Genomic DNA, 23,879 nt, shown 5'->3' on the forward strand with positions numbered 1-23,879 from the left:
CGCCACGGAGGAGGTCATCCATGCGCACCACCCGTACTGCCGTCCCGGCCGCCGCTGCGGTCGTGGCCCTGCTCGCCGCGGCCGGCACCGCGGCGGCCGACACCACCGCGGCGCCCACCGCGCCCGGCAAGGCCCCGACGTCGGACGGCGCCCGCGCCCTGTGCAAGCGGCTGCCCGCCGTCGACGCGCGCATCGACCGGGCGCTGGCCCGCCTCAACGGCCCCGCCACCGAACGCGGCTCGATCGCCCGCCTCCAGCAGCGCGTCACCAACGCCCAGGCCAAGGGCGACACCGCCGTCGCCGACTACCTCAAGGACCGGCTGACCTTCCGCACCTCCCTCGTCCCCACCCTCAACCAGCGCTCCACCGACCTGGACGCGGTCCGCACCTGGTGCGGCGCGCAGCACTTCCCGGCCAAGGCCGAGGGCAAGGCGAAGGACACCTCCAAGTGACGCGCGCCCGCGCCCTCGCGCTCCTCCCGGCCACCGCCCTCGCCGCCCTGCTCCTGACGGCCTGCGGCGGCCACTCCGGCGCCGCCGGCTCTCCCGGCAGCACCTCGCCCGCCCCGGCGCCCGCCGACCTCGCCCATATGCAGAAGCTCGTGGACGACGCCGACTCCGCCGCCGCGGTCGCCGACTCCGACGCCGCCGCCGACAAGTGACCTGGACCCGCCGCCGGTTGCGGCGGGCCCGCCCTACTTCGCGTCGGCGTACCGCTCCACCGCATGCGTCTCCAGCGGGAAGGGCACCGCGGTGGCCCCGAAGACCAGGCGGCGGGCCTCGTCGGCCGCCGAGGCCACCGCGGCCTCGACCGCGGGGGCCAGCTCCGCCGGGGTGTGCACCACGACCTCGTCGTGCTGGAAGAAGACCAGGCGGGGAGCCGGGCCTATCGCCGTCAGCTCGCGGCGCAGCGCCGCGAGCATCGACAGCGCCCAGTCCGACGCGCTCGCCTGCACCACGAAGTTGCGGGTGAAACGGCCCCAGGACCGTGCGGCCCGCCGGTCGGGCGACGCCCCGTCCGCCGGGTCCGCCGCGTCGTCGAGGAACCGCTCCGCGGACGGCGCCGGGGACGTACGGCCCAGCTGCGACCGTACGATGCCGCCCGCCTCGCCGGTACGGGCCGCGGACTCCACCAGCTCCAGCGCCACCGGGAAGCGGCGGCGCATCACCGCGAGCAACTGCCCCGCCTCACCGCTGGTCTGCCCGTACATCGCCGCCAGCAGGGCGATCTTGGCCCGCGGGCGGTCGCCGGAGAAGGCGTCCCGCGCCACCGCCGCGTACAGGTCGCCGCCCGCCGCCGCGCGGGCCAGGCCCGGGTCGCCGGACATCGCGGCCAGCACCCGCGGCTCCAACTGCCCCGCATCCGCCACGACCAGGCGATACCCCGGGTCGGCCAGCACCGCGGCCCGCAGCGGGCGGGGAATCTGCAGCGCACCACCGCCCCTGGTCGCCCAGCGGCCGGACACCACACCGCCGACCACGTACTCCGGCCGGAACCGCCCGCCGCGCACCCACGCCTCGCGCCACGCCCAGCCGTGCGCGGCATGGATCCGCGACAGCTCCTTGTAGCGCAGCAGCAGCTCCGCCGCCGGATGGCCCACCTTGCGCAGCTCGTGCGAGCGGGTCGAGGCCAGCGAGACGCCCACCCGGGCGAAGGCGGGCAGCAACTGGGCGGGGGAGTCCGGGTTGACGGGGCGGCCGAGCGCCTCCTGGATCTGCCGGGCCAGCTCACCGAGCCTGGCCGGCGGCACACCGGGCGCGGGGCGCGGGCCGAGCAGCGCGGTCAGCAGCTCGTCATGCGCCCCGGCGCTCCAGGGCAGGCCGTCCCGCCCCATCTCCACTGCCGCGAGCGCGCCCGCCGACTCCGCCGCGCACAGCAGCCGCATCCGCTCCGGGTGCTCGCCCTCGGCGATCCGCCGCTGCTGGGCGGCGTGCACCTCCACCAGCGCCGCGAGCGGATCCGTACCCGGCGGCAGATGCTGGCGGTCGGCGGTGAACAGCACCGGCTGGCCCTCCGCGCCGCCCTCCGGCGCGTCCGGCGGCTCCGCCAGCCCGTGCAGCCGCGCCCACGCCGCCCCGAGCGAGCGCGGCCTGCCGTGCCGGCCGTCCCGCCCGAGCAGCAGCGTCTCCACGAGCTTCACGTCATGGCAGCGCGCGACCCGGATGCCGCCGCGGTCCAGCAGCCCCGGATAGACCTCGTCGGTGCTCGCCCACACCCAGCGCGGCGCCCACTCCCGCTCGATCGCCCGGACCGCGGCGGCCAGATCCGCGACCGTCTCCGTACCCCCGACCGGCCCGCCGTCCTCCGCGAGCCCGCACAGCCGCCCACCACCGCCCACCGGGTCGGCCACAACGGCCACCCGCCCGGCTCCGGCGTCCACGGCTCCCTCCATACGGCGAGCGTATGCCCCACCACTGACAACGCCCCCGGACGGCATGCCCGCAGGTGGCGGGCCCCGCGGCGGACAGGGAAGAGCCCGGCGGCGCGAGGCGCTCGCCGGGCTCTCCGGGCGGGTGGGGGAAGGCGGTGCGGGGGTCCGTCCTGGGACCGACCCCGGCCGGCGGACGGCCGGACGGGAGCGGTCAGCCCTGCTGCTCGGCCTGCGCCTTGGCCACGGACTTGTGGACCTCCTCCATGTCCAGCGCGCGGGCCTGGGCGATGACGTCCTCCAGCGCGGGCTCGGGCAGCGCGCCCGGCTGCGCGAAGACGGCCACCTTGTCGCGAACGATCATCAGCGTCGGGATCGACTGGATCTGGAACGCGGCGGCAAGCTCCGGCTGGGCCTCCGTGTCGACCTTCGCGAACACCAGGTCCTGGTGCTTCTCCGACGACTTGTCGTAGACCGGTGCGAACATCCGGCACGGGCCGCACCAGGCGGCCCAGAAGTCGATGAGGACGAAGTCGTTGGAGGACACGACCTCGTCGAAGTTCTCCTTGGTCAGCTCCACAGTGCTCATGCCGTCCACAACGGGCGGCGCCGCCGGGAAATTCCGCCCCGCGCGGCGGGCGGCGCCCCGGTGTCACTCGTCCGGGTGGAGCGAGCCGTCCGTCCACGCCGGGGGCCGCGCCCCGCTCGTTGCTCGGTACATGGCACCGACGCAGACGCAATGGCAAAGGCCGCGCCCGGACGACCCGTCCCCCCACGCCGGAACGGTTCTGCACCCCACCCCCGAACCCCCCGTCTTCGCCGCCCTCGCCGCCCAATGGCGCTCCGCCGGCCGCATGGTCCCCGGCCAATCCGACCCCGAATGGTCCGCCCTCACGGCCCACATCCCCCCACCCAGTAGCGAACGCTGAGCGCCACCCCAGGCGAAACTCCGGCGCCGCGGCAAATGCCTGCCCGGCCACGACGGCGCGGCACACGGCCACGCCACCGCAAGGGGCACCCACCTGGGGGCGCGTGGGGGTACCTCCCAGGCGAAGCTCTGGGGGAGAACTGCGCGCCCAGCCACGATGGCGCGGTACATGGCCACGCGACCGTAAGGGGCACTCACCCAGGGGCGCGGGGAACTGCGCGCCCAGCCACGACGGCGCGGCACAAGGCCACGCCACCGCAAGGGGCACGGCCCACCCCCACCTACTTCGCGCCCGGCAAGGGCGCATCGCCGGGCCCCACGTACAACCCCGCGGGACGCAACCGCAGGGGCTCCTCCGCGTACTCCTCCAGCGCGTGCGCGACCCACCCGGCGGTCCGCCCCACGGCGAAGATCGCCTCGCCGGCCTCCGCGGGCATCCCCCCGGCCACGCTCAGCACCGCAAGCGCGAGGTCGACGTTCGCGTACAAGGGCTGGTGCCGTGCCGCGGTGGCAAGGGTGTCGCGCGCCGCGGCGAGCGCGTCCCGTGCCGCCGGGACCTCTGCGAGCCGGGCGAAGAGCAGCCGGGCCCGCGGGTCCTCCCCGCGGTAGAGGCGGTGGCCGAGCCCCGGCACCCGCCGCCCGGACCGCAGGTGCGCCGCGACCACGGGCCCGGCGCTTCCGCGCTCCAGCACTTCCACGAGCATCCTGTGCGCCAGCGTCCCGGCCTGGCCGTGCAGCGGCCCGTCGAGCGCCCCCAACCCCGCCGACACCGCCGCGTACGGATGCGCTCGCGCGGACGCCGCGACCCGTACCGCGAGCGTCGAGACGGCGAGCCCGTGGTCGACGAGCAGCCCGAGCGCGGTGTCCAGCGCCCGCAACGACGCCTCGTCCGGCTCCCGCGGGCTCAGCCGCCCCCACAACCGCCGGGCAACCGGCACACCCGCACCCAAACCACCCGCACCCGCACCCGCCCCGCCGCCCGCCAGCGGCAACGCCTCGATCAGGGTCGGGATCAGCCCCCGGGCGCAGCCGAGCACCGACTCCGGAGCGAGGTCGAAGCGCAGCGGATCGCTCGCGCCCGCCGCCGTGACGGCGACCCGCATACGGTCCAGCGGCCCCGCGTCGGCGGGCAGCGCGGACGCCGCGGCGGAGGCCGCCGCCAGATGCGCCGGCGGCGCGGTGAAGCGCATCCCGGGGCGCAACTCGCCGGTCCACAGCCACTCCGCGATCTCCTCGTACGCGTACGCCTCCGCGAGAGCGACCGCGTCGACGCCCCGGAAGGCGTACGCCCCCGTCGCCGCGTCGATGCGGGTCACCGCGGTACGCATCCGCCCCCAGCCGCCGTCCGGCCCGCCGGCGCCGGGCCCGCCGGCGCCGGGCCCGCCGGCCTCGGACCCCGCCGCCCCGGCCCCGGCCGCGCCCGCGGCCTCCGCCCCGGCCCGCCCCCGCGCGGCGAGCGCGGCGACCTCCGCCGGGTCGTACGTACTGCCGCGGCCCCCGGGGACGCGCCTGCTGCCGAGCAGCCCGCGGCTCACGTACGCGTACAGCGTCTCCGGCTTCACCCCGAGCCGCCGCGCGGCCTCCCGCGTGCTGATCCGCCCACCGGCCTCGCCCGCCGCCCCGTCCGTCATGGGCGCCACCGTACCCACCCCGCCTCAACCCTCGTCCACATTGACCAGTCAACATTGACAGCCTACGAATCAATCATGGACAGTCAAGTCAAGAGGTCAAGGAGGAAACCATGCGCACCACCGAGCCGCCCACCACCGCGCCTACCACCGCGCCGACCGGCGCGACCGCCCCGGTCACCGTCCCCCGCGGCCTGAAGGGCGTGATCGTCACCGACACCGCCCTCGGCGACGTCCGCGGCGCCGAGGGCTTCTACCACTACCGGGAGTTCTCCGCGGTCGAGCTCGCCGAGCACCGCAGCTTCGAGGACGTCTGGCACCTGATGCTCCACGGCACGCTCCCGACCCCCGCCGAGCGCGACGCCTTCACCCGGCGGACCGCCGCCCTGCGCCGGCTGCCCGCCGACGTCTCGCAGGCCCTTCCGGCGATCGCCCGCGCCACCGCCGGCTCGGGGCCGCTCGCCGGACTGCGCACCGCGCTGTCGCTGACCGGCGCCGCGGCCGGCTTCCGGCCGCTGTACGACATCGACCCCGCCGCCCGCCGGGCGGACGCGCTCGCGGCCAGCGCCGCCGTCCCCACGCTGCTGACCGCCCTGCACCGGCTGGGCCGCGGCCTGGAGCCGGTCGCGCCCCGCGACGACCTCCCGTACGCCACCAACTACCTGTACATGCTCACCGGCCAGGAGCCGGACCCCGCCCGGGCGCGGGCGATCGAGCGGTATCTGATCTCCACCGTCGACCACGGCTTCAACGCCTCCACCTTCACCGCCCGCGTCATCGCCTCGACCGGCGCGGACCTGGCCGCCTGCCTGGTCGGCGCGGTGGGCGCGCTGTCGGGTCCGCTGCACGGCGGCGCCCCGAGCCGCGCCCTGGACACGCTGGACGCGATCGGCACCCCGGACCGTATCGACGACTGGCTGCGCGAGCACATCACCGCGGGCGAGCGGATCATGGGCTTCGGCCACCCCGTCTACCGCACCGAGGACCCGCGCTCCCGGATGCTCAAGGGCATAGCCCGGGACATGGGCGGCGACCTGGTCGACTTCGCCGTCCAAGTGGAGGCCCGCGCCGAGGCGCTGCTCGCCGAGCTGAAACCGGGACGCGAGCTGCACATCAACGTGGAGTTCTACGCGGGCGTCGTCATGGAGCTGTGCGGGCTGCCGCGTGAGATGTTCACGCCCACCTTCGCCGCCGCCCGGGTCGTCGGCTGGAGCGCCAACATCCTGGAGCAGGCCGAGGACAGCAAGATCATCCGCCCGTCGGCCCGCTACGTGGGCCCGCCCCCGCCCCACCCCGTCCCCGCGGCCTGACCCGGGCCCCGCCCCGGCGCCCGGCCGGCCCCGCGCGGGCACACCCGACGCGGCCCATTGCCACGGCGCGGCCTCTTGCCACGGCGTGGCACATGGCGACGGCTGTACTCCATACCGACCAGTTGGTAATACTGGCCGGGTGCCGGGACGGCCCCGGCGCGAGGCGATGCCCGAGGAGTGCCGTGCGCGCGATCCAGATCACCGAGTTCGGCGGACCGGAGGTCCTGAAGGAGAGCGAGCTGCCCGATCCCGTCCCGGGGGACGGGCAGCTGCTGATCGACGTCGACTCCGCCGGGGTGAACTTCGCCGACACCCACACGGTCGAGGATTCCTACCTCTCCCGCTCCACCCTGCCCCTGGTGCCCGGCTCCGAGGTCGTCGGCCGCACCGGCGACGGCCGCCGCGTCGTCGCGCTCGTCGACAACGGCGGATACGCCCAGAAGGCCGTCGCGCAGCAGGCGCTCGCGCACGAGCTGCCGGACGAGGTCACCGACGGGCAGGCGCTCGCCCTGGTCGTGCAGGGCCTGACGGCCTGGCACCTGCTGCGCACCTGCGCCCGGCTCACGCCCGGCGAGAGCGTCGTCGTGCACGCCGCGGCCGGCGGCACCGGCTCGCTCGCCGTCCAGCTCGCCCGCGAGTTCGGTGCCGGCCGGGTCATCGCCACCGCCTCCACCGCGCACAAGCGCGACCTCGCGCTGCGGCTGGGCGCCCACGCCGCTGTCGACGCCGACCCGGACGGCCTCACCGAGCGGCTCACCGAGGCCAACGGCGGGCGCCGGGTCGACATCGTGCTGGAGATGACCGGCGGCCCGGTCTTCGACGCCTCGCTCGCCGCCCTCGCCCCGTTCGGCCGGCTCGTCGCCTACGGCATGGCCTCGCGTACGCCGGCCACCCCCGTGGAGCCCGCGCAGCTGATGGGCCGCTCCCGCAGCGTGATCGGCTTCTGGCTCGCGCACTGCCTGGGCCGGCCCGGGATGTACCACGAGCCGCTGGCCGAACTGCTGGCGATGACCGCGCAGGGCAGGCTGCGGCCCCAGGTCGGCGGCGTCTACGCCCTCGGGCAGGCAGCCGCGGCGCACACCGAGCTGCGGGCCCGGCGCACGGTCGGCAAGCTGGTGCTCGATGTGACCCGCTGAGCGGAACCGCAAGGGGCACCCCGGTCGTTGCATCGGTGCAAGAGTGGGAGTTTGCAGGCACAATCACCATCAGTGGAGCACGCTGGGCCGCCGCCCGCGACCCGCGCCCCGCACAGTCCGGAGGGGCCACATGCCACGCAACCGCTTCGCACCAGACCGCGGCCTGACGACCCGGATGGTCGTCACGATGTTCCTGATCGGGCTGCTCTACGTCGTCTTCGCCGGCGTGCTGCTCGCGCTGCTGCGCGGCTCGTGGCCGATCATCCTGGTCGTCGCCGGGCTGCTGTTCGTGGCCCAGTTCTGGTTCAGCGACCGTATCGCCGCCTTCAGCATGGGCGCCCGCGAGGTCACCGCGCAGGAGCAGCCGGAGCTGCACGGTGTGGTCGACCGGATCTGCGCGCTCGCCGACCTGCCCAAGCCCAAGGTCGCCGTCGCCAACTCCGACGTGCCCAACGCGTTCGCCACCGGCCGCAACCACAAGAACACCGTGGTGTGCGTGACCACCGGCCTGCTGCGCAGGCTGGAGCCCGAGGAGCTGGAGGGCGTCGTCGCGCACGAGCTGTCGCACGTCGCCCACAAGGACGTCGCGGTGATGACGATCGCGTCCTTCCTCGGCGTCCTGGCCGGCGTCATCACCAGGATCGGCCTGTGGGGCGGCTTCCGCCGCGGCGGCCGGGACCCGGGCACCGCCGCCCTGGTCGTCCTGGTCCCGCTGGTCAGCGCTGTCGTCTACGTCATCAGCTTCCTGCTCACCCGGATGCTGTCGCGCTACCGCGAGCTGTCCGCCGACCGCAGCGCCGCGCTGCTGACCGGCCGCCCCTCCGCGCTCGCCTCGGCGCTGACCAAGGTCAGCGGTGAGCTGGCCGCGATCCCCACCAAGGACCTGCGCGCCACCGAGCCGTTCAACGCCTTCTACTTCGCCCCGGCGCTGACCTCCAACGCCACGGTCTCCAAGCTGCTGGCCACCCACCCGAGCCTCGAACAGCGTCTCGCGCAGCTCGCGGCGATCACCGTCGAACTGGACCGCCGCTGATGGGCCTGCTCGATGTGCTGCTCGGCCGCAGCAAACCCGTCAAGCCCGACCTGGACCAGCTCTTCGGCCTGGCCTCGGCCGCGCTGACCCTCGAAGCGGCGAGCGAGCTGCGCCCGACCGGGCGCGGCGCGGTGTGCTTCGCCGCCGTCGAGGGCGGCGCCTTCGCCGAGGTCCAGCAGGATCTGCACGAACTGCTGACCATCGAGTCCAGCCGCGACGACTACGGCTACACCTGGCTGGAGTCCCGCCGCCGGCCCGACGAGATGACCGACCTCGTCACCGACCTGCACGCCGTCAACTCGGCGCTGGAGTCCAGCGGGTTCGGCCCGCAGCTGCTGTGCTCCCTGGTCGCCTTCCAGGACCCGCAGGGCCACCGCATCGCCCTGGTCTACCTCTACAAGCGCGGCTCGTTCTACCCGTTCGCCCCGCTCCCCGGCGAGAAGCGCGACCACGCCCTGGAATTGCAGGTCCGCGCGCTGGTCGCCGACGACCTGCGGCTGGAGCAGGACCTCGCCCGCTGGTTCCCGGTCTGGGGCGCGCCCGGCCTCGCCGACTGAGCCGACCGGGCCGACTGAGCCAACTGAGCCGACCGAGCCGGCTGAAGCGCGCCGCATCCCTCCGCCCGGCGCCGCGGAATCGAACCGGCGTGCGTCGAGGCGCCGTCCGCGGGCAGACGGCCGGTGACGGGCGCCGCCGGGCGCCCGGCCGGGAACGGCCCGCCGTACGGGCCGCAGGACGCCGAGGAGCGGACCCATGCTGGCAGCAGCGGGCGCGGTCGTTTTCGCCATCGCCTATCTGATCAACGTCACGAGCACCCACACGGACGCGGCCTTCACCCCGTTCAGCCTGGTGATCGCCGGCCTGTGCCTGGTCGCCCTGCACTTCGCGGGGGTCGGCACCGGGTGGTCGTACTCGACGCGACGGCGCCGCCGCCGCTGAGCGGCAGCCCCGGCGATCTAGGGTGGGAGATGCCGAACACCATCCAGGAGGCACGCTGATGACGGACTACGATCCCGCGAACGTGAAGCTCAGCCCCGAGTCGTGGGTGGCCGAGCAGGCCACCCGCTACGAGGAGTCGAACGGCACCGAGGGCACCGACATGAACGGCTCGCCCTGCCTGCTGCTGGACTACCAGGGCTGGCGCAGCGGCGAGTGGCGCCGCACGGTGCTGATCTACGCCCGAGAAGGCGAGAACTACCTCATCGTCGCCTCCAAGGGCGGCGCGCCCGAGCACCCGCTGTGGTTCAAGAGCCTGATCACCAACCCGGAGGTGCACGTCCGGGTGCTCGGCGAGCGCTTCCCGGCCCGCGCCGAGGTCCTCACGCCCGAGGAGAAGGCCGAGGTCTGGTCCGACCTGCTGGACGTCTACCCGCCGTACGCGGAGTACCAGGAGCGCACCAGCCGGGAGATCCCGGTCGTCCGGCTGTCCCGCATCTGACGCCCCCGGGCCCCGACGGCGTACGCACGGACGGGCAGGCGTACATACCACGGGTAAGGGGCGCTCATCCAGGATGAGCGCCCCTTACCCGTCGGCCTGTCGGCCACCGTGCGCCTACCGCTTCGCCGCCCCGCGGGCGACCGCCAGCCAGGTGGTCAGCGCCGCCAGCAGCAGTTCGAGCCCGAGCAGGAAGAGCAGGCCGAGCCCGAAGGCGTGCGGGTAGCGCGCCGGGGCCCCCGCGCCGACCGCCCCGTAGAAGACGATGCCGATCAGGGCGATGCCCAGTGCCCCGCTGACCTGCTGGATCGTCGCGACGACCCCGGAGGCGGCGCCGACCAGGTGGGCCGGGACGGTGCCGAGCGCGGTGTGGGTGAGGGGCGCGATCACCAGGCCCATTCCCACGCCGTCCAGGAAGAGGCCCGGCACCAGCCCCCACAGGGTGCCGGTGGTGCCGGAGGCGTGCACCGCCGCCCACAGGGCGCCCAGGCCCGCCGCCATGAACAGCGCGCCGGCCGGGACGGTGACCTTGCCCAGGCGCTCGGCGATCCGGTGCGCGCCGGTCGAGGTCAGCAGGTAGCCGGCGCCGATCGCCAGGAAGACCACACCGGAGCCGAGCGCGTCCAGGCCGCGGCCCGCCTGGAGGTAGAGCGCGAGGATGAGGAAGAACGAGCCCTGCCCGGTCCAGAAGACCAGCTGCGCGAACGCACCCGTGGCGAAGCCGCGCTGCCGGAAGAGGGTCGTGTCGAGCACCGGGTCGCCGCCCGCGGCGCCCAGCCGGCGCTGGTGCGCGGTGAAGACCGCGAAGAGCACCACCGAGCCCGCCAGGCACGCCCACGTCCACGCCGGCCAGCCCAGCTCACGGCCCTGGATGAGCGGCAGCACCAGGGCGACCGTCGCGGCGGTGGACAGCGCCACACCGGTGAAGTCCAGCCGGGGCCGGCGCGGCGCCCGCGACTCGCCCAGCGCACGCGGCACCGCGGCCAGCGCCGCCAGCCCGATCGGCACATTGATCAGGAAGCAGGCCCGCCAGCCGAGCCCCAGCACATCGGCCTTGATCAGCAGCCCGCCGATGAGCTGCCCGAACACCGCCCCGACGCCCATCGTCATGCCGTACATCCCGAAGGCCCGCGCCTGCGCCTTGCCGGACCACGCCGTCTGCAGGATCGCCAGTACCTGAGGGCCCATCAGCGCCGCGGACAGGCCCTGGAGCACCCGCGCGGTCACCAGGGTCCCGGCGGTCGGCGCGAGGCCGCAGGCGGCCGACGTGGCGGTGAACAGCGCCAGTCCCACGCTGAACATCCGCCGCCTGCCGTGGATGTCGCCGAGCCGGCCGGCGGTGATCAGCCCGGTGGCGACGGCCAGGCCGAAGCCGGCCACCACCCACTGGATCGCCGCGCTGCCCGCGTGCAGGTCGGTCTGCAGGGCGGGTATCGCCACATTGACGATGAAGACGTCGAGCGAGGTCATGAAGGTCGCGGCCAGCAGGACCAGCAGGCCGAGGCCGGACCGCCCGGCGACCGCCGGCGGGTCCGCCGGGGTGGCGGAGGGGAGGGTGGAGGTGGCCGAGGCCATGGCGGGATTCCTTTCACGAAGCGGGGCGGAGGGGCGGTGGCGGGCCGGCCGGGGACCGGCCCGCCACCGGGGCCGTTCAGGCGCCGGCCGGGACCTTGTCGAGGAAGCCGAGGACGCTGCGCACCAGCCCGTCCTCGCCGGTGGTGATCACGTCGAAGCCGACGACCAGCGACTCGCCGCCGGCCGGGCCCAGCTCCCAGGTGAAGCGGGCGATGTCGTGGTGCGCGTCGACCGGGCCGAGGGTGAAGACCAGGCCCGCGAACTGCGCCTGCACCGCGCCGATGACCGCGTCGAGCGCGTCGCGCCCGGTGACGTCGGCCAGCGGGTCGGTGTAGCGGCCGTCGGCGGCGAACACGGCGTCGATCCCGGCGCGCCGCGCCGCGGGGTCGGTCTCGTTCCAGACGGCGATGTACTGCTCGGCCAGCTGCTGGATGTCGCTCATGACGGTGTGTCTCCCTGCTGTCTGCGGCGCCGTGTTGCGCCGTGTCCTTGCAGGTCAAGAAGTTACGCAGCGGGATGTACAGCGGAATCAGTCATCGTTAGGTACTTGTGCGGCCGGTCACCGGTCACGCCGCCCGGGCCCGCTCCGGCCCGCCGTCCGCTAAGCGCCCGCTCAGCCGAACCCTTGCGAAAACTGGAACACGTTCCTACCATCACGGGTGTGACATCATCAGTGTCAAACCGGCCCGCGCCGGCCCCCTCCGGGCCCGGCCCGCTGGCCGGAGTGCGGGTGGTCGAGCTGGCCGGCATCGGCCCCGGCCCCTTCGCCGCGATGCTCCTGGCCGACCTCGGCGCCGACGTCGTCCGCGTCGACCGGCCCGGCGGCCCGGACTTCGGCGTCGACCCGGCCTGCGACCTCACCAACCGCAACAAGCGCTCCGTCCTGGTCGACCTGAAGGCCCCGCAGGGCCCCGCGGCCGTCCTCGACCTCGTCGAGCGCGCCGACATCCTCGTCGAGGGCTACCGCCCCGGCGTCGCCGAACGCCTCGGTGTCGGCCCGGAGGCGTGCCTGGCGCGCAACCCGCAGCTGGTCTACGGCCGGATGACCGGCTGGGGCCAGGACGGGCCGCTCGCCGCGAGCGCCGGGCACGACATCGGCTACATCGCCGTCACCGGCGCCCTGGGCCTGGCCGGCCCCGCCGACGGCGACCCCGCCGCCCCCGCCAACCTGCTCGGCGACTACGCAGGTGGCTCCCTCTACCTGGTCACCGGCGTGCTCGCCGCCCTGCACCACGCCCGTGCGCACGGCACGGGACAGGTCGTCGACGCCGCCATCGTCGACGGCACCGCCCACCTGAGCACCCTGCTGCACGGCCTGCTCGCCGCCGGCGCCTGGCAGGACCGCAGGGCCGCCAACCTCTTCGACGGCGGCGCGCCCTTCTACGGCGTCTACCGCACCGCCGACGGCGGCCACATGGCCGTCGGCGCCCTCGAACGGCGCTTCTACGACACCTTCGCCGCGCTGCTCGGCCTCACCCCCGACCAGGCGGCGCTGCGCGACGACCCGGCCCGCTGGCCGGACCTGCGCGCGGCCGTCGCGGACCGGTTCGCCACCCGCACCCGCGAGGAGTGGACGCAGGTCTTCAGCGGCACCGACGCGTGCGCCGCGCCCGTCCTGTCGCTGACCGAGGCGCCCCAGCACCCGCACCTGGCCGCCCGCGGCACCTTCACCGAGGCGTACGGCACCCTCCAGCCGGCGCCCGCCCCCCGCTTCTCGGCGACACCCGCCGCGCTGCGCCGCCCGCCGGCGCTCCCGGGCGAGCACACTGCGGAAGTGGCCCGCGACTGGGACACCCCCGCCCTGACGTCCCTACGGCACGACCCCGCATGACCCGACCCCGCCGCCGCCCCCACCCGTACAGAAAGGCACGACGTTGAGCACCGACGCCTACGTCTACGACGCCGTCCGCACCCCGCGAGGGCGCGGCAAGGCCACCGGATCCCTGCACGCCACCAAGCCGGTCGACCTGGTCGTCGGCCTCATCCACGCGCTGCGCGAGCGCAACCCGGACCTCGACCCCGCCGCGATCGACGACATCGTCCTCGGCGTCGTCAGCCCGATCGGCGACCAGGGCTCCGACATCGCCCGGATCGCCGCCGTCGCCGCCGGCCTGCCCGACACCGTGGCCGGCGTCCAGGAGAACCGCTTCTGCGCCTCCGGGCTCGAAGCGGTCAACCTGGCCGCGGCCAAGGTGCGTTCCGGCTGGGAGGACCTGGTCCTCGCCGGCGGCGTCGAGTCGATGTCCCGCGTCGCGATGGGCACCGACGGCGGCGCCTGGATGATGGACCCGATGACCAACTACGAGCTCGGCTTCGTCCCCCAGGGCATCGGCGCCGACCTCATCGCCACCCTCGGCGGCTACACCCGCCACGACGTCGACAGCTACGCCTCGCTGTCGCAGGAACGCGCCGCCGAGGCATGGAAGGAGGGCCGTTTCGCCCGCACCGTCGTGCCGGTGCGCGACCGCAACGGCCTGGTCGTCCTCGACCGCGACGAGCACGTACGCCCCGGCACCACCCCCGAGACGCTGGCCGGCCTCAAGCCGTCCTTCGCCGACATCGGCGACCTCGGCGGTTTCGACGCCGTCGCCCTGCAGAAATACCACTGGGTCGAGAAGATCGACCACGTCCACCACGCCGGCAACTCCTCCGGCATCGTCGACGGCGCCGCCCTGCTGGCCATCGGCAACCGCGAGACCGGCGAGCGCCACGGGCTGACGCCCCGCGCGCGTATCGTGTCGGCCGCCGTGTCCGGGTCGGAGCCGACCATCATGCTCACCGGCCCCGCACCCGCCAGCCGCAAGGCGCTCGCCAAGGCCGGCCTGACCATCGACGACATCGACCTGGTCGAGATGAACGAGGCGTTCGCCGCCGTCGTCCTGCGTTTCGCCGCGGACATGGGGATCGGCCTGGACAAGGTCAACGTCAACGGCGGCGCCATCGCGCTCGGCCACCCGCTCGGCGCCACCGGCGCGATGCTCCTGGCCACCGTCGTCGACGAACTCGAGCGCCGCGACCTGCGCTACGGCCTGGTGACCCTGTGCGTCGGAGGCGGCATGGGCGTCGCCACCGTCGTCGAACGCCTCTGACCCGCCCGCATCCCCGCACCCACCCGCCGCTACGGAGCCAACCCGACATGAGCGAGCCCACCACCATCCGCTGGGAGCAGGACGCGGACGGCGTCGTCACCCTCGTCCTGGACGACCCCACCCAGTCGGCCAACACCATGAACGCCGCCTTCGCCGACTCCCTCGACGCCGTCGCCGACCGCCTCACCGCCGAAGCCGGCACCATTCGCGGCGTCATCGTCACCTCCGCGAAGAAGACCTTCTTCGCCGGTGGTGACCTGCGCGACCTGATCCGCGCCACCCCCGAGGACGCCGAGCAGGTCCTCGCCGGCACCATGCGCATCAAGCGCCGGCTGCGGCAGCTGGAAACCCTCGGCAAACCCGTCGTCGCCGCCATCAACGGCGCGGCCCTCGGCGGCGGTTACGAGATCGCGCTGGCCTGCCACCACCGCATCGCCCTCGACACCCCCGGCACCAAGATCGGCCTGCCCGAGGTCACCCTCGGCCTGCTGCCCGGCGGCGGCGGAGTGGTCAGGACCGTACGGCTGCTCGGCATCGCCGACGCGCTGCTCAAGGTGCTGCTCCAGGGCACGCAGTACTCCGCGCCGCGCGCCCTGGCCGCCGGCCTGATCCACGAGGTCGCCACCGACCGCGACGCCATGCTCGGCGCCGCCCGCGCCTGGATCGACGCCCACCCCGAGGCGAAGCAGCCGTGGGACACCCCCGGCTACAAGATCCCCGGCGGCACCCCCAAGAGCCCCGCCTTCGCCGCGAACCTGCCGGCCTTCCCGGCCAACCTGCGCAAGCAGCTGGCCGGCGCGCCCTACCCGGCGCCGCGCAACATCCTGGCCGCGGCCGTCGAGGGCTCCCAGGTGGACTTCGACAACGCCCAGCTCATCGAGGCCCGCTACTTCACCGAGCTGGCCTGCGGGCAGACGTCCACCAACATGATCCAGGCCCTCTTCTTCGACATGCAGGCCGTCAACTCCGGCGCCGGCCGCCCCGCGGACGTACCCGCCCGGACCGTCACCAAGGTGGCCGTCCTGGGCGCCGGCATGATGGGCGCCGGCATCGCCTACTCCTGCGCCCGGGCCGGCATCGACGTCGTCCTCAAGGACGTCACCCCGGAGGCCGCCGAACGCGGCAAGGCGTACTCCGCGGGCCTGCTCGACAAGGCCCTCGCCAAGGGCCGTACGACACCGGACAAGCGCGACGCGCTGCTCGCCCGGATCACCCCCACCGCCGAGCCCGCCGACCTCGCCGGGTGCGACGCGGTCATCGAGGCGGTCTTCGAGGACGCCGCGCTCAAGCACAAGGTCTTCCAGGAGATCGAGCACATCGTGGCGCCCGACGCCCTGCTGTGCTCCAACACCTCGACGCTGCCCATCACCGAGCTCGCCGAGGGCGTGCAGCGGAGCGCCGACTTCATCGGCCTGCACTTCTTCTCGCCGGTCGACAAGATGCCGCTGGTGGAGATCATCAAGGGCGGGCGCACCGGTGAGCAGGCGCTGGCCCGCGCCTTCGACCTGGTGCGGCAGATCCGCAAGACCCCGATCGTCGTCAACGACTCACGCGGCTTCTTCACCTCCCGGGTGATCAGCCAGTTCATCAACGAGGGCGTCGCGATGATCGCCGAGGGCGTGCCCGCCGCCTCCGTCGAGCAGGCGGCGGCGCAGGCCGGCTACCCGGCCAAGGTGCTCTCGCTGCTGGACGAGCTGACGCTCACCCTGTTCGTGCGGATCAGCCGGGAGACCCGGGCGGCCGTCGAGGCGGCCGGCGGCCAGTGGCGGGCGCACCCGGCCGAAGCCGTCATCGACCGCATGGTCGAGGAGTTCGGCCGCCCCGGCCGCAGCGGCGGCGCCGGTTTCTACGACTACGCCGACGGGCGCAGGACGGGGCTGTGGCCGGGCCTGGCCGAGCACTTCGCCAAGCCCGGCGTGGAGATCCCGTTCGAGGACCTCAAGGAGCGGATGCTGTTCGCCGAGGCCCTGGACAGCGTGCGGCTGCTGGAGGAGGGCGTGCTCACCTCCGTCGCCGACGCCAACGTCGGCTCCATCCTCGGCATCGGCTTCCCCGCCTGGACCGGCGGCGTCCTGCAGTACGTCAACGGGTATCCGGGCGGCGTTGCCGGCTTCACCGCCCGCGCCCGCGAACTGGCCGCCTCCTACGGCGAGCGCTTCACCCCGCCGGCGCTGCTGGTGGCCACCGCCGAGCGAGGCGGGACGTTCACCGACCAGGACCGCTGACGCCGACCCCGGCCGGCGCGGTGCGGGCCCCCGCCCGTACCGCGCCGGCCGGCGGCCCTCCGTCCGGCCCCCGCCGCGCCGCCCAGCGGCCCGCTCAGGGCTTCTCGGCGGCCGGCGCGGGCCACGCCCACAACTGCTCCTTCAACGACCGCTGGAAGGCCGTCACGAGCGCCTGCACCACCAGCGGCTGCATCTGCGCCGACAGCGTCCGCGCCGCCGCGTCGGGCACCGCCCCCGCGTCGGGGTCCGCGCCCGGCTCCCGTACCGTCTCGCGGAAGATCCGGCCGATCGCCCCCGCCGCCGCGCGCGCGTGCTTCTGCAGCGCCTCCCGGGCCGCCACGATGGCCTCCAGCGGCACGGGGAGGTCCAGCAGCCGCACCCCCAGGTGCAGCAGGCCCGGGTCCACGACGAAGACGTCCGGGTCCGCGGTGCGCTCCAGCACCGTCATCGCCGCCAGCCGCTCCACGTCCGGCTCGCCCAGCGTCCTGCCCGCCCGCCGCTCCAGCTCCTGCCGGCCGACCTTCGCGCTGCCCTCCGGCAGCCACGAGGCCACCAGCGCCCGGTGGATCGCCAGGTCGTGCTCGCCCACGTCCGGCGGAAGCTGCGCCATATAGCGCTCGATCGCCGCGAGCGTCAGCCCCTGCCGCCGCAGCTCCTCGATCAGCGCCAGCCGCGACAGGTGCCCCGGCCCGTAGTGCCCGACCCGGCGCGGCCCGATCTGCGGCGGCGGCAGCAGCCCCCGCGCGCCGTAGAAGCGGACGGTGCGGACGGTCACCCCGGCGCGGGCGGCCAGCTCGTCGATGGTCAGGGCGTTCTGCGGCACCGCAACAGTATTGCTGCGACACCGGCGCTGTGAAAGGCGCCGCGGGCGCCGCCGTGGACCCGCGCCCGGCGCCGCCGCCCCGCCCCACCTCGTACGCTGGCCTGCGTGCCCCTCCGCCGCCGCCCCGCCCGCGCCCGCCTGCGGCTCGCCGCGGCCTGCCTCGCGGCCGTGCTCCCCGCGGGCCTGGCGGCCTGCTCCGGCGGCGGCGCCCCCGCCACCGCCGGCGCCCCGGGCCTGGGCGACCGGCTCTTCCCCGCCGCGGGCAACGGCGGCTACGACGTCACGCACTACGGCCTCGACCTGTCCTACGACCCCGGCTCCGGGCGGCTGTCCGGCACCGCGGCCGTCACCGCCACCGCCACGCAGGACCTGAGCCGCTTCACCCTCGACCTCGCGGGAATGACCGTCCGCGCCACCACCGTCGACGGCCGGACCGCCCGCACCGGCCGCTCCGGCACCGAGTTGACCGTCCGCCCGCCGGACCTGCTGCGCCGCGGCGCGCACTTCACCGCGACCGTGACGTACGACGGCGTACCGCGGCTGCTCACCGACCCCGACGGCTCGCACGAGGGCTGGTTCCGCACCGACGACGGCGCCCTCGCGCTCGGCGAGCCGGTCGGCTCCATGGCCTGGTTCCCCGGCAACGACCACCCCTCCGACAAGGCCGCCTTCGACCTCACCATGAGCGTCCCCGCCGGCCTCACCGTCGTCTCGGGCGGCGAACTCGCCGCTACGGTCACCTCCGGCGGCCGTACCGCCTTCCACTGGCGCAGCACCGCGCCCATGGCCACGTATCTGGCCACCGTCGGCATCGGCCACTACACCGTCGCCCGCTCCCGCACCCCCGCCGGCATCCCGCTCTACACCGCCGTCGACCCCCGCTCCGCCGACCCGGGGACCACCGCCGCGCTGGCCCGGCTGCCGGAGATCCTGGACTGGGAGACCGGCCAGTTCGGCCCGTATCCCTTCGGCTCCGCCGGCGCGATCGTCGACCACCTGCCGGCCGGGCGGGTCGGCTACGACCTGGAGACGCAGAACCGCCCCTTCTTCCCCGGCGACCGCGACGGCCCCGCAGTGGACGTCGTGACGCTCGTCCACGAACTGTCCCACCAGTGGTTCGGCGACTCCGTCACCCCGCGCGACTGGCAGGACATGTGGCTCAACGAGGGCTTCGCCACCTACACCGAGTGGCTGTGGCGCCTGCACGACTCCGGCGTCCCGCTCGCCACCAGCGCCGCCCGGGCCTTCGCCGACCCCACCACCTGGCAATTTCCCCCCGCGGCCCCGCCCACCGCCGCCGACGTCTCCGCGCCGCCCGTCTACGCGCGCGGCGCACTTGTCCTGTACGAACTGCACCAGGCCCTCGGCGACGCCGCCTTCGGCAAGCTGCTGCGCGGCTGGGCCGCCGCCCATTCCCACGGCAACGCCTCGACCGCCGACTTCACCGCCTATTGCGACCGCTCCACCGGCCGCGACCTGGCCCCGCTGTTCGCCACCTGGCTCTACGGCACCGCCAAGCCCGCGCGGCTGTGACCGCGCGGACGGCCCACCGGCCGGCCGCGGCGAGCCGGTCCGGTCAGCGCAGCGGCGCGCCCACCGCGTGCATATGGCCGAGCGCCTGCGCATAGGAGTCCAGCAGGCCGGTCTCGGTGTACGGCACGCCGACCCGGGCGCAATGTGCCCTCACCAGCGGGCGCGCCCGGCGCAGATGGGGGCGCGGCATGCTCGGGAAGAGGTGGTGCTCTATCTGGTAGTTCAGCCCGCCCAGCAGGAAGTCCACCACCGGATTGCCCCGCACATTGCGCGAGGTCAGCACCTGGCGGCGCAAATGCCCCCAGCGGGCGCCCTCCTCCGGCATCTCCATGCCCTTGTGGTTGGGCGCGAACGCGCACCCCAGGTGCAGGCCGAACAGCGCGTGGTGCAGCGCGGCGAAAGCCACCGCCTGCGGCAGCGGCAGCGCCGTCAGCAGCAGTGCCGCATACCCGATCACATGCGCCGTCAGCAGCGAGCCCTCCACCAGCCGCCCCCGGCGGTCCAGCCGCCGCAGGTCCTGGAAGCTGGCCACCTTCAGCGCCAGCCCCTCCAGCAGCAGCATCGGGAAGAACAGCCGCGCCTGGTGCTTGGTCAGGAACCGCGCGAAGCCCTGCCGTTCGACGGCCTGCGCCCGCGTCCACACCAGCGCGCCGACCTCCACGTCCGGGTCCTTGCCCACATGGTTGGGGTTGGCGTGGTGCCGGTTGTGCTTGTCCGTCCACCAGCCGGCGCCCATGCCCAGCAGCAGATTGCCGTGGAAAAGGGCGATGACACGGTTCGTGCGGCGACTCGCCGCTATCTGCTGGTGCCCGGCGTCGTGCCCGACGAAGCCGCTGCGGGCGGAGAGCACCGCCGCCGGAAGCGCCAGCGCCAGCACCCACCACGACCCGCCGCCGCCGACCGCGACGACCGCCGCCCACACCGCCGCCAGCGCCAGCAGGTTCACCGCGATCGACACCACGTAGTGCCCTCGGCGCCGCCGCAGCAGCCCCGACCGGCGCACTATGCGCAGCAGCGGCGTGAACTCGCTCGCCTCTCCTCCCGGTGCCCGCTCGGAGGGTTCGACGGTGGTCAGGACGGTCGCCATGGGCGCTCCTCGGTGACGGGCGGTGTCTGGCCTACGGCCCGGGCGGGCCGTACTGCGACGCTACGAACCACCGCCCGCCGCGGACCATGGCGCCATCACCCGGCCTGCCGGGGTGCCAGTCCCCCCGCGGACGGGGGGATATCCCCACCGGGCCCGCCGGCCGCCGCGCCGGCCCCCGGTGACGCGCGCCCGCCCGCGGCGCCTTGCCGCATGCCGCGGCCCGGCGGCGTCTACGATGCTGGGCAACCGCCAAGCGGCAGGTGTCTTGGCCAGGTCTGAGGGAGCGCCATCATCAGCGGCAACGTTTCGGTCGAACGCAGGATCGCCGAGGAGCTGGGCGTACGCGAAGGTCAGGTGCGGGCGGCCGTCGACCTGCTCGACGGCGGGGCGACCGTGCCGTTCATCGCGCGCTACCGCAAGGAGGCCACCGGCACCCTCGACGACGAGCAGTTGCGCACGCTGGAGGAACGGCTGCGCTATCTGCGCGAGCTGGACGAGCGGCGCGCCGCCGTACTGGAGTCCATCGAGGCGCAGGGCAAGCTCGACGACGCGCTGAAGGCGCAGATCATGGCGGCGGACTCCAAGGCCCGCCTGGAGGACATCTACCTGCCCTACAAGCCCAAGCGGCGCACCAAGGCGCAGATCGCCCGCGAGGCGGGCCTGGAGCCGCTCGCCGAGGCGCTGCTGGCCGACCCGGGCCTGGACCCGCACACCACCGCCGCGCCCTACGTCGACGCCGACAAGGGCGTCGCCGACCCGGCGGCGGCCCTGGAGGGCGCCCGCGCCATCCTCACCGAGCGCTTCTCCGAGGACGCCGACCTCGTCGGCGAACTGCGCACCCGCATGTGGAGCCGCGGCAGGCTCGTCGCGAAGGTCCGCGAGGGCAGGGAGGAGGCGGGCGCGAAGTTCGCCGACTACTTCGACTTCGCCGAGCCCTTCACCAAGCTGCCCTCCCACCGCGTCCTGGCGATGCTGCGCGGCGAGAAGGAGGAGGTCCTCGACCTCACCCTGGAGCCCGAGGAGCCGGCCGAGGGCCCCACCAGCTACGAGCGGCGCATCGCCCAGCAGTTCGGCATCGCCGACCGCGGCCGGCCCGCCGACCGCTGGCTGCTCGACACCGTCCGCTGGGCCTGGCGCACCCGCGTCCTGGTCCGGCTCGGCATCGACCTGCGCGTCCGGCTGCGCCAGGAGGCCGAGGACGAGGCCGTACGGGTCTTCGCCGCGAACCTGCGCGACCTGCTGCTGGCCGCGCCGGCCGGCACCCGCGCCACCATGGGCCTGGACCCGGGCCTGCGCACCGGCGTCAAGGTCGCGGTCGTCGACGGCACCGGCAAGGTCGTGGCCACCGACACCATCTACCCGCACGCCCCGCGCAACCGCTGGGACGACTCCCTGGCCACCCTCGCCCGGCTCGCCGCCGCCCACCGGGTCGACCTGATCGCCATCGGCAACGGCACCGCCTCCCGCGAGACCGACCGGCTCGCCGCCGACCTCATCAAGCAGCACCCCGAGCTGCACCTCACCAAGGCCGTGGTCTCCGAGGCCGGCGCCTCGGTCTACTCCGCGTCCGCCTACGCCTCCGCCGAGCTGCCGGGCCTGGACGTGTCGCTGCGCGGCGCGGTGTCCATCGCCCGGCGCCTGCAGGACCCGCTCGCGGAGCTGGTCAAGATCGACCCGCGCTCCATCGGCGTCGGCCAGTACCAGCACGACCTGTCCGAGGTGAAGCTCTCCCGCTCCCTCGACGCGGTCGTCGAGGACTGCGTCAACGGCGTCGGCGTGGACGTCAACACCGCGTCCGTGCCGCTGCTGCGCCGCGTCTCCGGCATCACCGAGGGCCTGGCCGCCAACATCGTCGACCACCGCGACACCAACGGCCCCTTCCGCACCCGCAAGGACCTCAAGAACGTCGCGCGGCTCGGCCCGAAGGCGTACGAGCAGTGCGCGGGCTTCCTGCGCATCCTCGGCGGCGACGACCCGCTGGACGCCTCCGCCGTGCACCCCGAGGCGTACCCGGTGGTGCGCAGGATCGGCCAGAGCGCCGGCACCGGCATCGCCGAGCTGATCGGCAACGGCACCGTGCTGCGGCGGCTGCGGCCCCAGGACTTCGTCGACGACTCCTTCGGCCTGCCGACCGTCACCGACATCCTCGCCGAGCTGGAGAAGCCCGGCCGCGACCCGCGTCCGGCGTTCAAGACCGCGGCCTTCAAGGAGGGCGTGGAGGAGATGAAGGACCTGCGGCCGGGGATGCTGCTGGAGGGCGTCGTCACCAACGTGGCGGCCTTCGGCGCGTTCGTCGACGTCGGTGTCCACCAGGACGGGCTGGTGCACGTCTCGGCGCTCTCCCACGAGTACGTCTCCGACCCGCGCGAGGTCGTCAAGCCCGGCGACATCGTCCGGGTCAAGGTGCTGGACGTCGACCTGCCGCGCAAGCGCATCTCGCTGACGCTGCGGCTCGACGACGAGCCCAAGGCCGCGGGTGCCGGCGCCGGCGGTGGGGCAGGCGGCGAGCGCCGCGGGTCCGCGCCGCGGCAGGGCGGCAGGCAGGGCCAGGGCGGGCGCCAGGGCCAGGGCGGCGGCCGGCGCGGCGGGCCCCCGCCGCAGCAGCCGGGCGGCGCGATGGCCGACGCGCTGCGCCGCGCGGGGCTCACCGGAGGGCGCTGACGAGGACCGGCCGCGGGCCGTCCCGATCCCGGAGGACCGGCGGGAACCAGGACGGCCCGCATTGCGTTGTCGTCAGTAGGCGGCAAGCATGTCGGTGAGCGGCGTCCGGCCGCCGGGCGCCGTGAACGGAGGCGGGGTTATGTCGAACGGTACGAAGGTCGCGATCGGCGGCGTGGTGGTCGGGCTGATCCTGCTCGCCTTCATCCCGCTGTGGCTTTTCTTCCTGATCATCATCGGCATCCCGGCGGCGGCCTACCTGACGCTGGACTCCTCGCAGCGCCGCCGGCTGCGCCGCGTCACCCGCCGGCAAATAGGTCGCTGACCTTCCCGGCCGCTCGGTAGGGTGACCGGCCGTCCCGCCCGTCCGGGCAGGGCAGCCGTCCCCTTGCCGGAGGGTCCCGTGCCGATGTCCCGTCCGCCCGCCCCGGTGCGGTCCGTCGAGGCGCTGGTCGCGTACGCCGCGACCGGCGCCCGGGTGAAGTACCTGCACTTCTGGGGCCACCACCCGCGCCGCGACGGCAGTGTCGGGCCCGGCTGCCTCAGCCAGTGGTGGCCCGCGCCCTTCACCGTCGACGGCGTCACGTACGCCACCGCCGAGCACTGGATGATGGCCGGCAAGGCGCGGCTCTTCGGCGACGCCGAAGCCGAGCGCCGGGTCCTCGCGGCCGGCGGACCCGGCGCGGCCAAGGCCGCGGGCCGGGCCGTACGGGGCTTCGACGAGCAGACGTGGCGGCGTGAGCGCTACCGGCTGGTCGTCGCCGGCAGCAGGCACAAGTTCGGCGCGCATCCCGAGCTGCGCGAGTATCTGCTGGCCACGGAGGGCCGGGTCCTGGTCGAGGCGAGCCCCCTGGACCGGATCTGGGGCATCGGGCTGGCCGCGGGGGACGAGCGGGCCGCCGATCCGGCACGCTGGCCGGGGCTGAATCTGCTGGGCTTCGCTCTGATGGACGCACGCGACGCCCTGGCCTGACCGCCCTGTCCCGCGCCCGCCCGGCGCCCGGCGTACTCGTCCGGCCCGGGAACGTACCCCTCCGGCCCGGGGGCGTAC

22 protein-coding genes are annotated in these 23,879 nt (G+C 74.8%); 15 read left to right on the plus strand and 7 right to left on the minus strand.

Annotated features, from left to right (window positions below):
- Positions 1-20: 20 nt before the first annotated feature.
- Positions 21-452: a hypothetical protein gene (locus HCN08_RS10260; protein ID WP_167982657.1), complete on the plus strand. Its 432-nt coding sequence runs from the start codon at positions 21-23 to the stop codon at positions 450-452.
- On the plus strand, positions 449-661 hold the full coding sequence (locus tag HCN08_RS10265; protein ID WP_167982658.1) for a hypothetical protein: 213 nt from the start codon (positions 449-451) through the stop codon (positions 659-661). The genes HCN08_RS10260 and HCN08_RS10265 overlap by 4 nt, the downstream gene beginning before the upstream one ends.
- Positions 662-694: 33 nt before the next feature.
- Here HCN08_RS10265 and HCN08_RS10270 read toward each other — a convergent pair whose 3' ends face one another.
- From HCN08_RS10270 to HCN08_RS10280, 3 genes are all read right to left on the minus strand, one after another.
- Entirely contained in the window at positions 695-2,392 is a 1,698-nt protein-coding gene (locus tag HCN08_RS10270) for a bifunctional 3'-5' exonuclease/DNA polymerase (protein WP_167982659.1), read from the minus strand.
- A 190-nt stretch (positions 2,393-2,582) separates the two neighbouring features.
- On the minus strand, positions 2,583-2,957 hold the full coding sequence (gene trxA / locus HCN08_RS10275) for a thioredoxin (protein ID WP_167982660.1): 375 nt from the start codon (positions 2,955-2,957) through the stop codon (positions 2,583-2,585).
- A gap of 620 nt (positions 2,958-3,577) precedes the next feature.
- The gene (locus HCN08_RS10280; RefSeq protein ID WP_167982661.1) at positions 3,578-4,927 is read right to left on the minus strand and encodes a citrate/2-methylcitrate synthase; all 1,350 of its coding nucleotides are present in this window, start codon (positions 4,925-4,927) and stop codon (positions 3,578-3,580) included.
- Between the two features lie 110 nt (positions 4,928-5,037).
- Between HCN08_RS10280 and HCN08_RS10285 the strand changes: the two genes are divergently transcribed.
- From HCN08_RS10285 to HCN08_RS10310, 6 genes are all read left to right on the plus strand, one after another.
- On the plus strand, positions 5,038-6,234 hold the full coding sequence (locus tag HCN08_RS10285) for a citrate synthase/methylcitrate synthase (protein ID WP_167982662.1): 1,197 nt from the start codon (positions 5,038-5,040) through the stop codon (positions 6,232-6,234).
- Positions 6,235-6,416: 182 nt separating this feature from the next.
- The gene (locus HCN08_RS10290) at positions 6,417-7,370 is read left to right on the plus strand and encodes a quinone oxidoreductase family protein (RefSeq protein WP_167982663.1); all 954 of its coding nucleotides are present in this window, start codon (positions 6,417-6,419) and stop codon (positions 7,368-7,370) included.
- A gap of 130 nt (positions 7,371-7,500) precedes the next feature.
- The gene (gene htpX / locus HCN08_RS10295) at positions 7,501-8,403 is read left to right on the plus strand and encodes a zinc metalloprotease HtpX (RefSeq protein WP_167982664.1); all 903 of its coding nucleotides are present in this window, start codon (positions 7,501-7,503) and stop codon (positions 8,401-8,403) included.
- Positions 8,403-8,960, plus strand: coding sequence for a PspA-associated protein PspAB (gene pspAB / locus HCN08_RS10300; RefSeq protein WP_167982665.1), 558 nt, complete (start codon positions 8,403-8,405; stop codon positions 8,958-8,960). The genes htpX and pspAB overlap by 1 nt, the downstream gene beginning before the upstream one ends.
- A 196-nt stretch (positions 8,961-9,156) precedes the next feature.
- Positions 9,157-9,342, plus strand: coding sequence for a hypothetical protein (locus HCN08_RS10305; RefSeq protein WP_167982666.1), 186 nt, complete (start codon positions 9,157-9,159; stop codon positions 9,340-9,342).
- A 58-nt stretch (positions 9,343-9,400) separates the two neighbouring features.
- Positions 9,401-9,841, plus strand: a complete 441-nt coding sequence (locus HCN08_RS10310) for a nitroreductase family deazaflavin-dependent oxidoreductase (protein WP_167982667.1) — start codon at positions 9,401-9,403, stop codon at positions 9,839-9,841.
- A gap of 114 nt (positions 9,842-9,955) precedes the next feature.
- On the opposite strand, the gene HCN08_RS10315 is transcribed toward HCN08_RS10310, so the two are convergent.
- Both HCN08_RS10315 and HCN08_RS10320 read right to left on the minus strand, forming a co-directional pair.
- On the minus strand, positions 9,956-11,413 hold the full coding sequence (locus tag HCN08_RS10315) for an MFS transporter (RefSeq protein ID WP_167982668.1): 1,458 nt from the start codon (positions 11,411-11,413) through the stop codon (positions 9,956-9,958).
- Positions 11,414-11,489: 76 nt separating this feature from the next.
- A complete protein-coding gene (locus tag HCN08_RS10320) occupies positions 11,490-11,855 on the minus strand; it encodes a nuclear transport factor 2 family protein (protein ID WP_167982669.1) in 366 nt (121 codons plus the stop codon).
- A 219-nt stretch (positions 11,856-12,074) separates the two neighbouring features.
- On the opposite strand from HCN08_RS10320, the gene HCN08_RS10325 reads away from it, so the two are divergent.
- The 3 genes from HCN08_RS10325 to HCN08_RS10335 are packed head-to-tail and all read left to right on the plus strand — an operon-like array spanning position 12,075 to position 16,727.
- On the plus strand, positions 12,075-13,244 hold the full coding sequence (locus HCN08_RS10325; RefSeq protein WP_322974367.1) for a CaiB/BaiF CoA transferase family protein: 1,170 nt from the start codon (positions 12,075-12,077) through the stop codon (positions 13,242-13,244).
- Between the two features lie 43 nt (positions 13,245-13,287).
- Positions 13,288-14,502, plus strand: a complete 1,215-nt coding sequence (locus HCN08_RS10330) for an acetyl-CoA C-acetyltransferase (protein WP_167982670.1) — start codon at positions 13,288-13,290, stop codon at positions 14,500-14,502.
- A 47-nt stretch (positions 14,503-14,549) separates the two neighbouring features.
- Positions 14,550-16,727, plus strand: a complete 2,178-nt coding sequence (locus HCN08_RS10335; RefSeq protein WP_167982671.1) for a 3-hydroxyacyl-CoA dehydrogenase NAD-binding domain-containing protein — start codon at positions 14,550-14,552, stop codon at positions 16,725-16,727.
- Positions 16,728-16,821: 94 nt separating this feature from the next.
- Here the strand turns inward: HCN08_RS10335 and HCN08_RS10340 are convergent, their stop codons facing one another.
- On the minus strand, positions 16,822-17,550 hold the full coding sequence (locus HCN08_RS10340) for a MerR family transcriptional regulator (protein ID WP_167982672.1): 729 nt from the start codon (positions 17,548-17,550) through the stop codon (positions 16,822-16,824).
- A 105-nt stretch (positions 17,551-17,655) separates the two neighbouring features.
- On the opposite strand from HCN08_RS10340, the gene HCN08_RS10345 reads away from it, so the two are divergent.
- Complete coding sequence (locus tag HCN08_RS10345) at positions 17,656-19,083, plus strand: M1 family metallopeptidase (RefSeq protein ID WP_322974368.1); 1,428 nt, start codon at positions 17,656-17,658, stop codon at positions 19,081-19,083.
- Between the two features lie 43 nt (positions 19,084-19,126).
- On the opposite strand, the gene HCN08_RS10350 is transcribed toward HCN08_RS10345, so the two are convergent.
- Positions 19,127-20,170: an acyl-CoA desaturase gene (locus HCN08_RS10350; RefSeq protein ID WP_167982673.1), complete on the minus strand. Its 1,044-nt coding sequence runs from the start codon at positions 20,168-20,170 to the stop codon at positions 19,127-19,129.
- 291 nt (positions 20,171-20,461) lie between these two features.
- Here HCN08_RS10350 and HCN08_RS10355 point away from each other — a divergent pair, with 291 nt between their 5' ends.
- The 3 genes from HCN08_RS10355 (at position 20,462) to HCN08_RS10365 (ending at position 23,801) form a co-directional block, all read left to right on the plus strand.
- Complete coding sequence (locus tag HCN08_RS10355; protein WP_167982861.1) at positions 20,462-22,831, plus strand: Tex family protein; 2,370 nt, start codon at positions 20,462-20,464, stop codon at positions 22,829-22,831.
- A gap of 139 nt (positions 22,832-22,970) precedes the next feature.
- A complete protein-coding gene (locus HCN08_RS10360) occupies positions 22,971-23,153 on the plus strand; it encodes a hypothetical protein (protein ID WP_167982674.1) in 183 nt (60 codons plus the stop codon).
- Between the two features lie 84 nt (positions 23,154-23,237).
- Positions 23,238-23,801 carry an NADAR family protein gene (locus tag HCN08_RS10365; RefSeq protein ID WP_167982675.1) on the plus strand — a complete coding sequence of 188 codons (564 nt, stop codon included), beginning with the start codon at positions 23,238-23,240 and terminating at the stop codon, positions 23,799-23,801.
- The last annotated feature ends 78 nt before the right edge of the window (positions 23,802-23,879 follow it).

The organism is Actinacidiphila epipremni (assembly GCF_012034175.1).
Lineage (GTDB): Bacteria > Actinomycetota > Actinomycetes > Streptomycetales > Streptomycetaceae > Actinacidiphila > Actinacidiphila epipremni.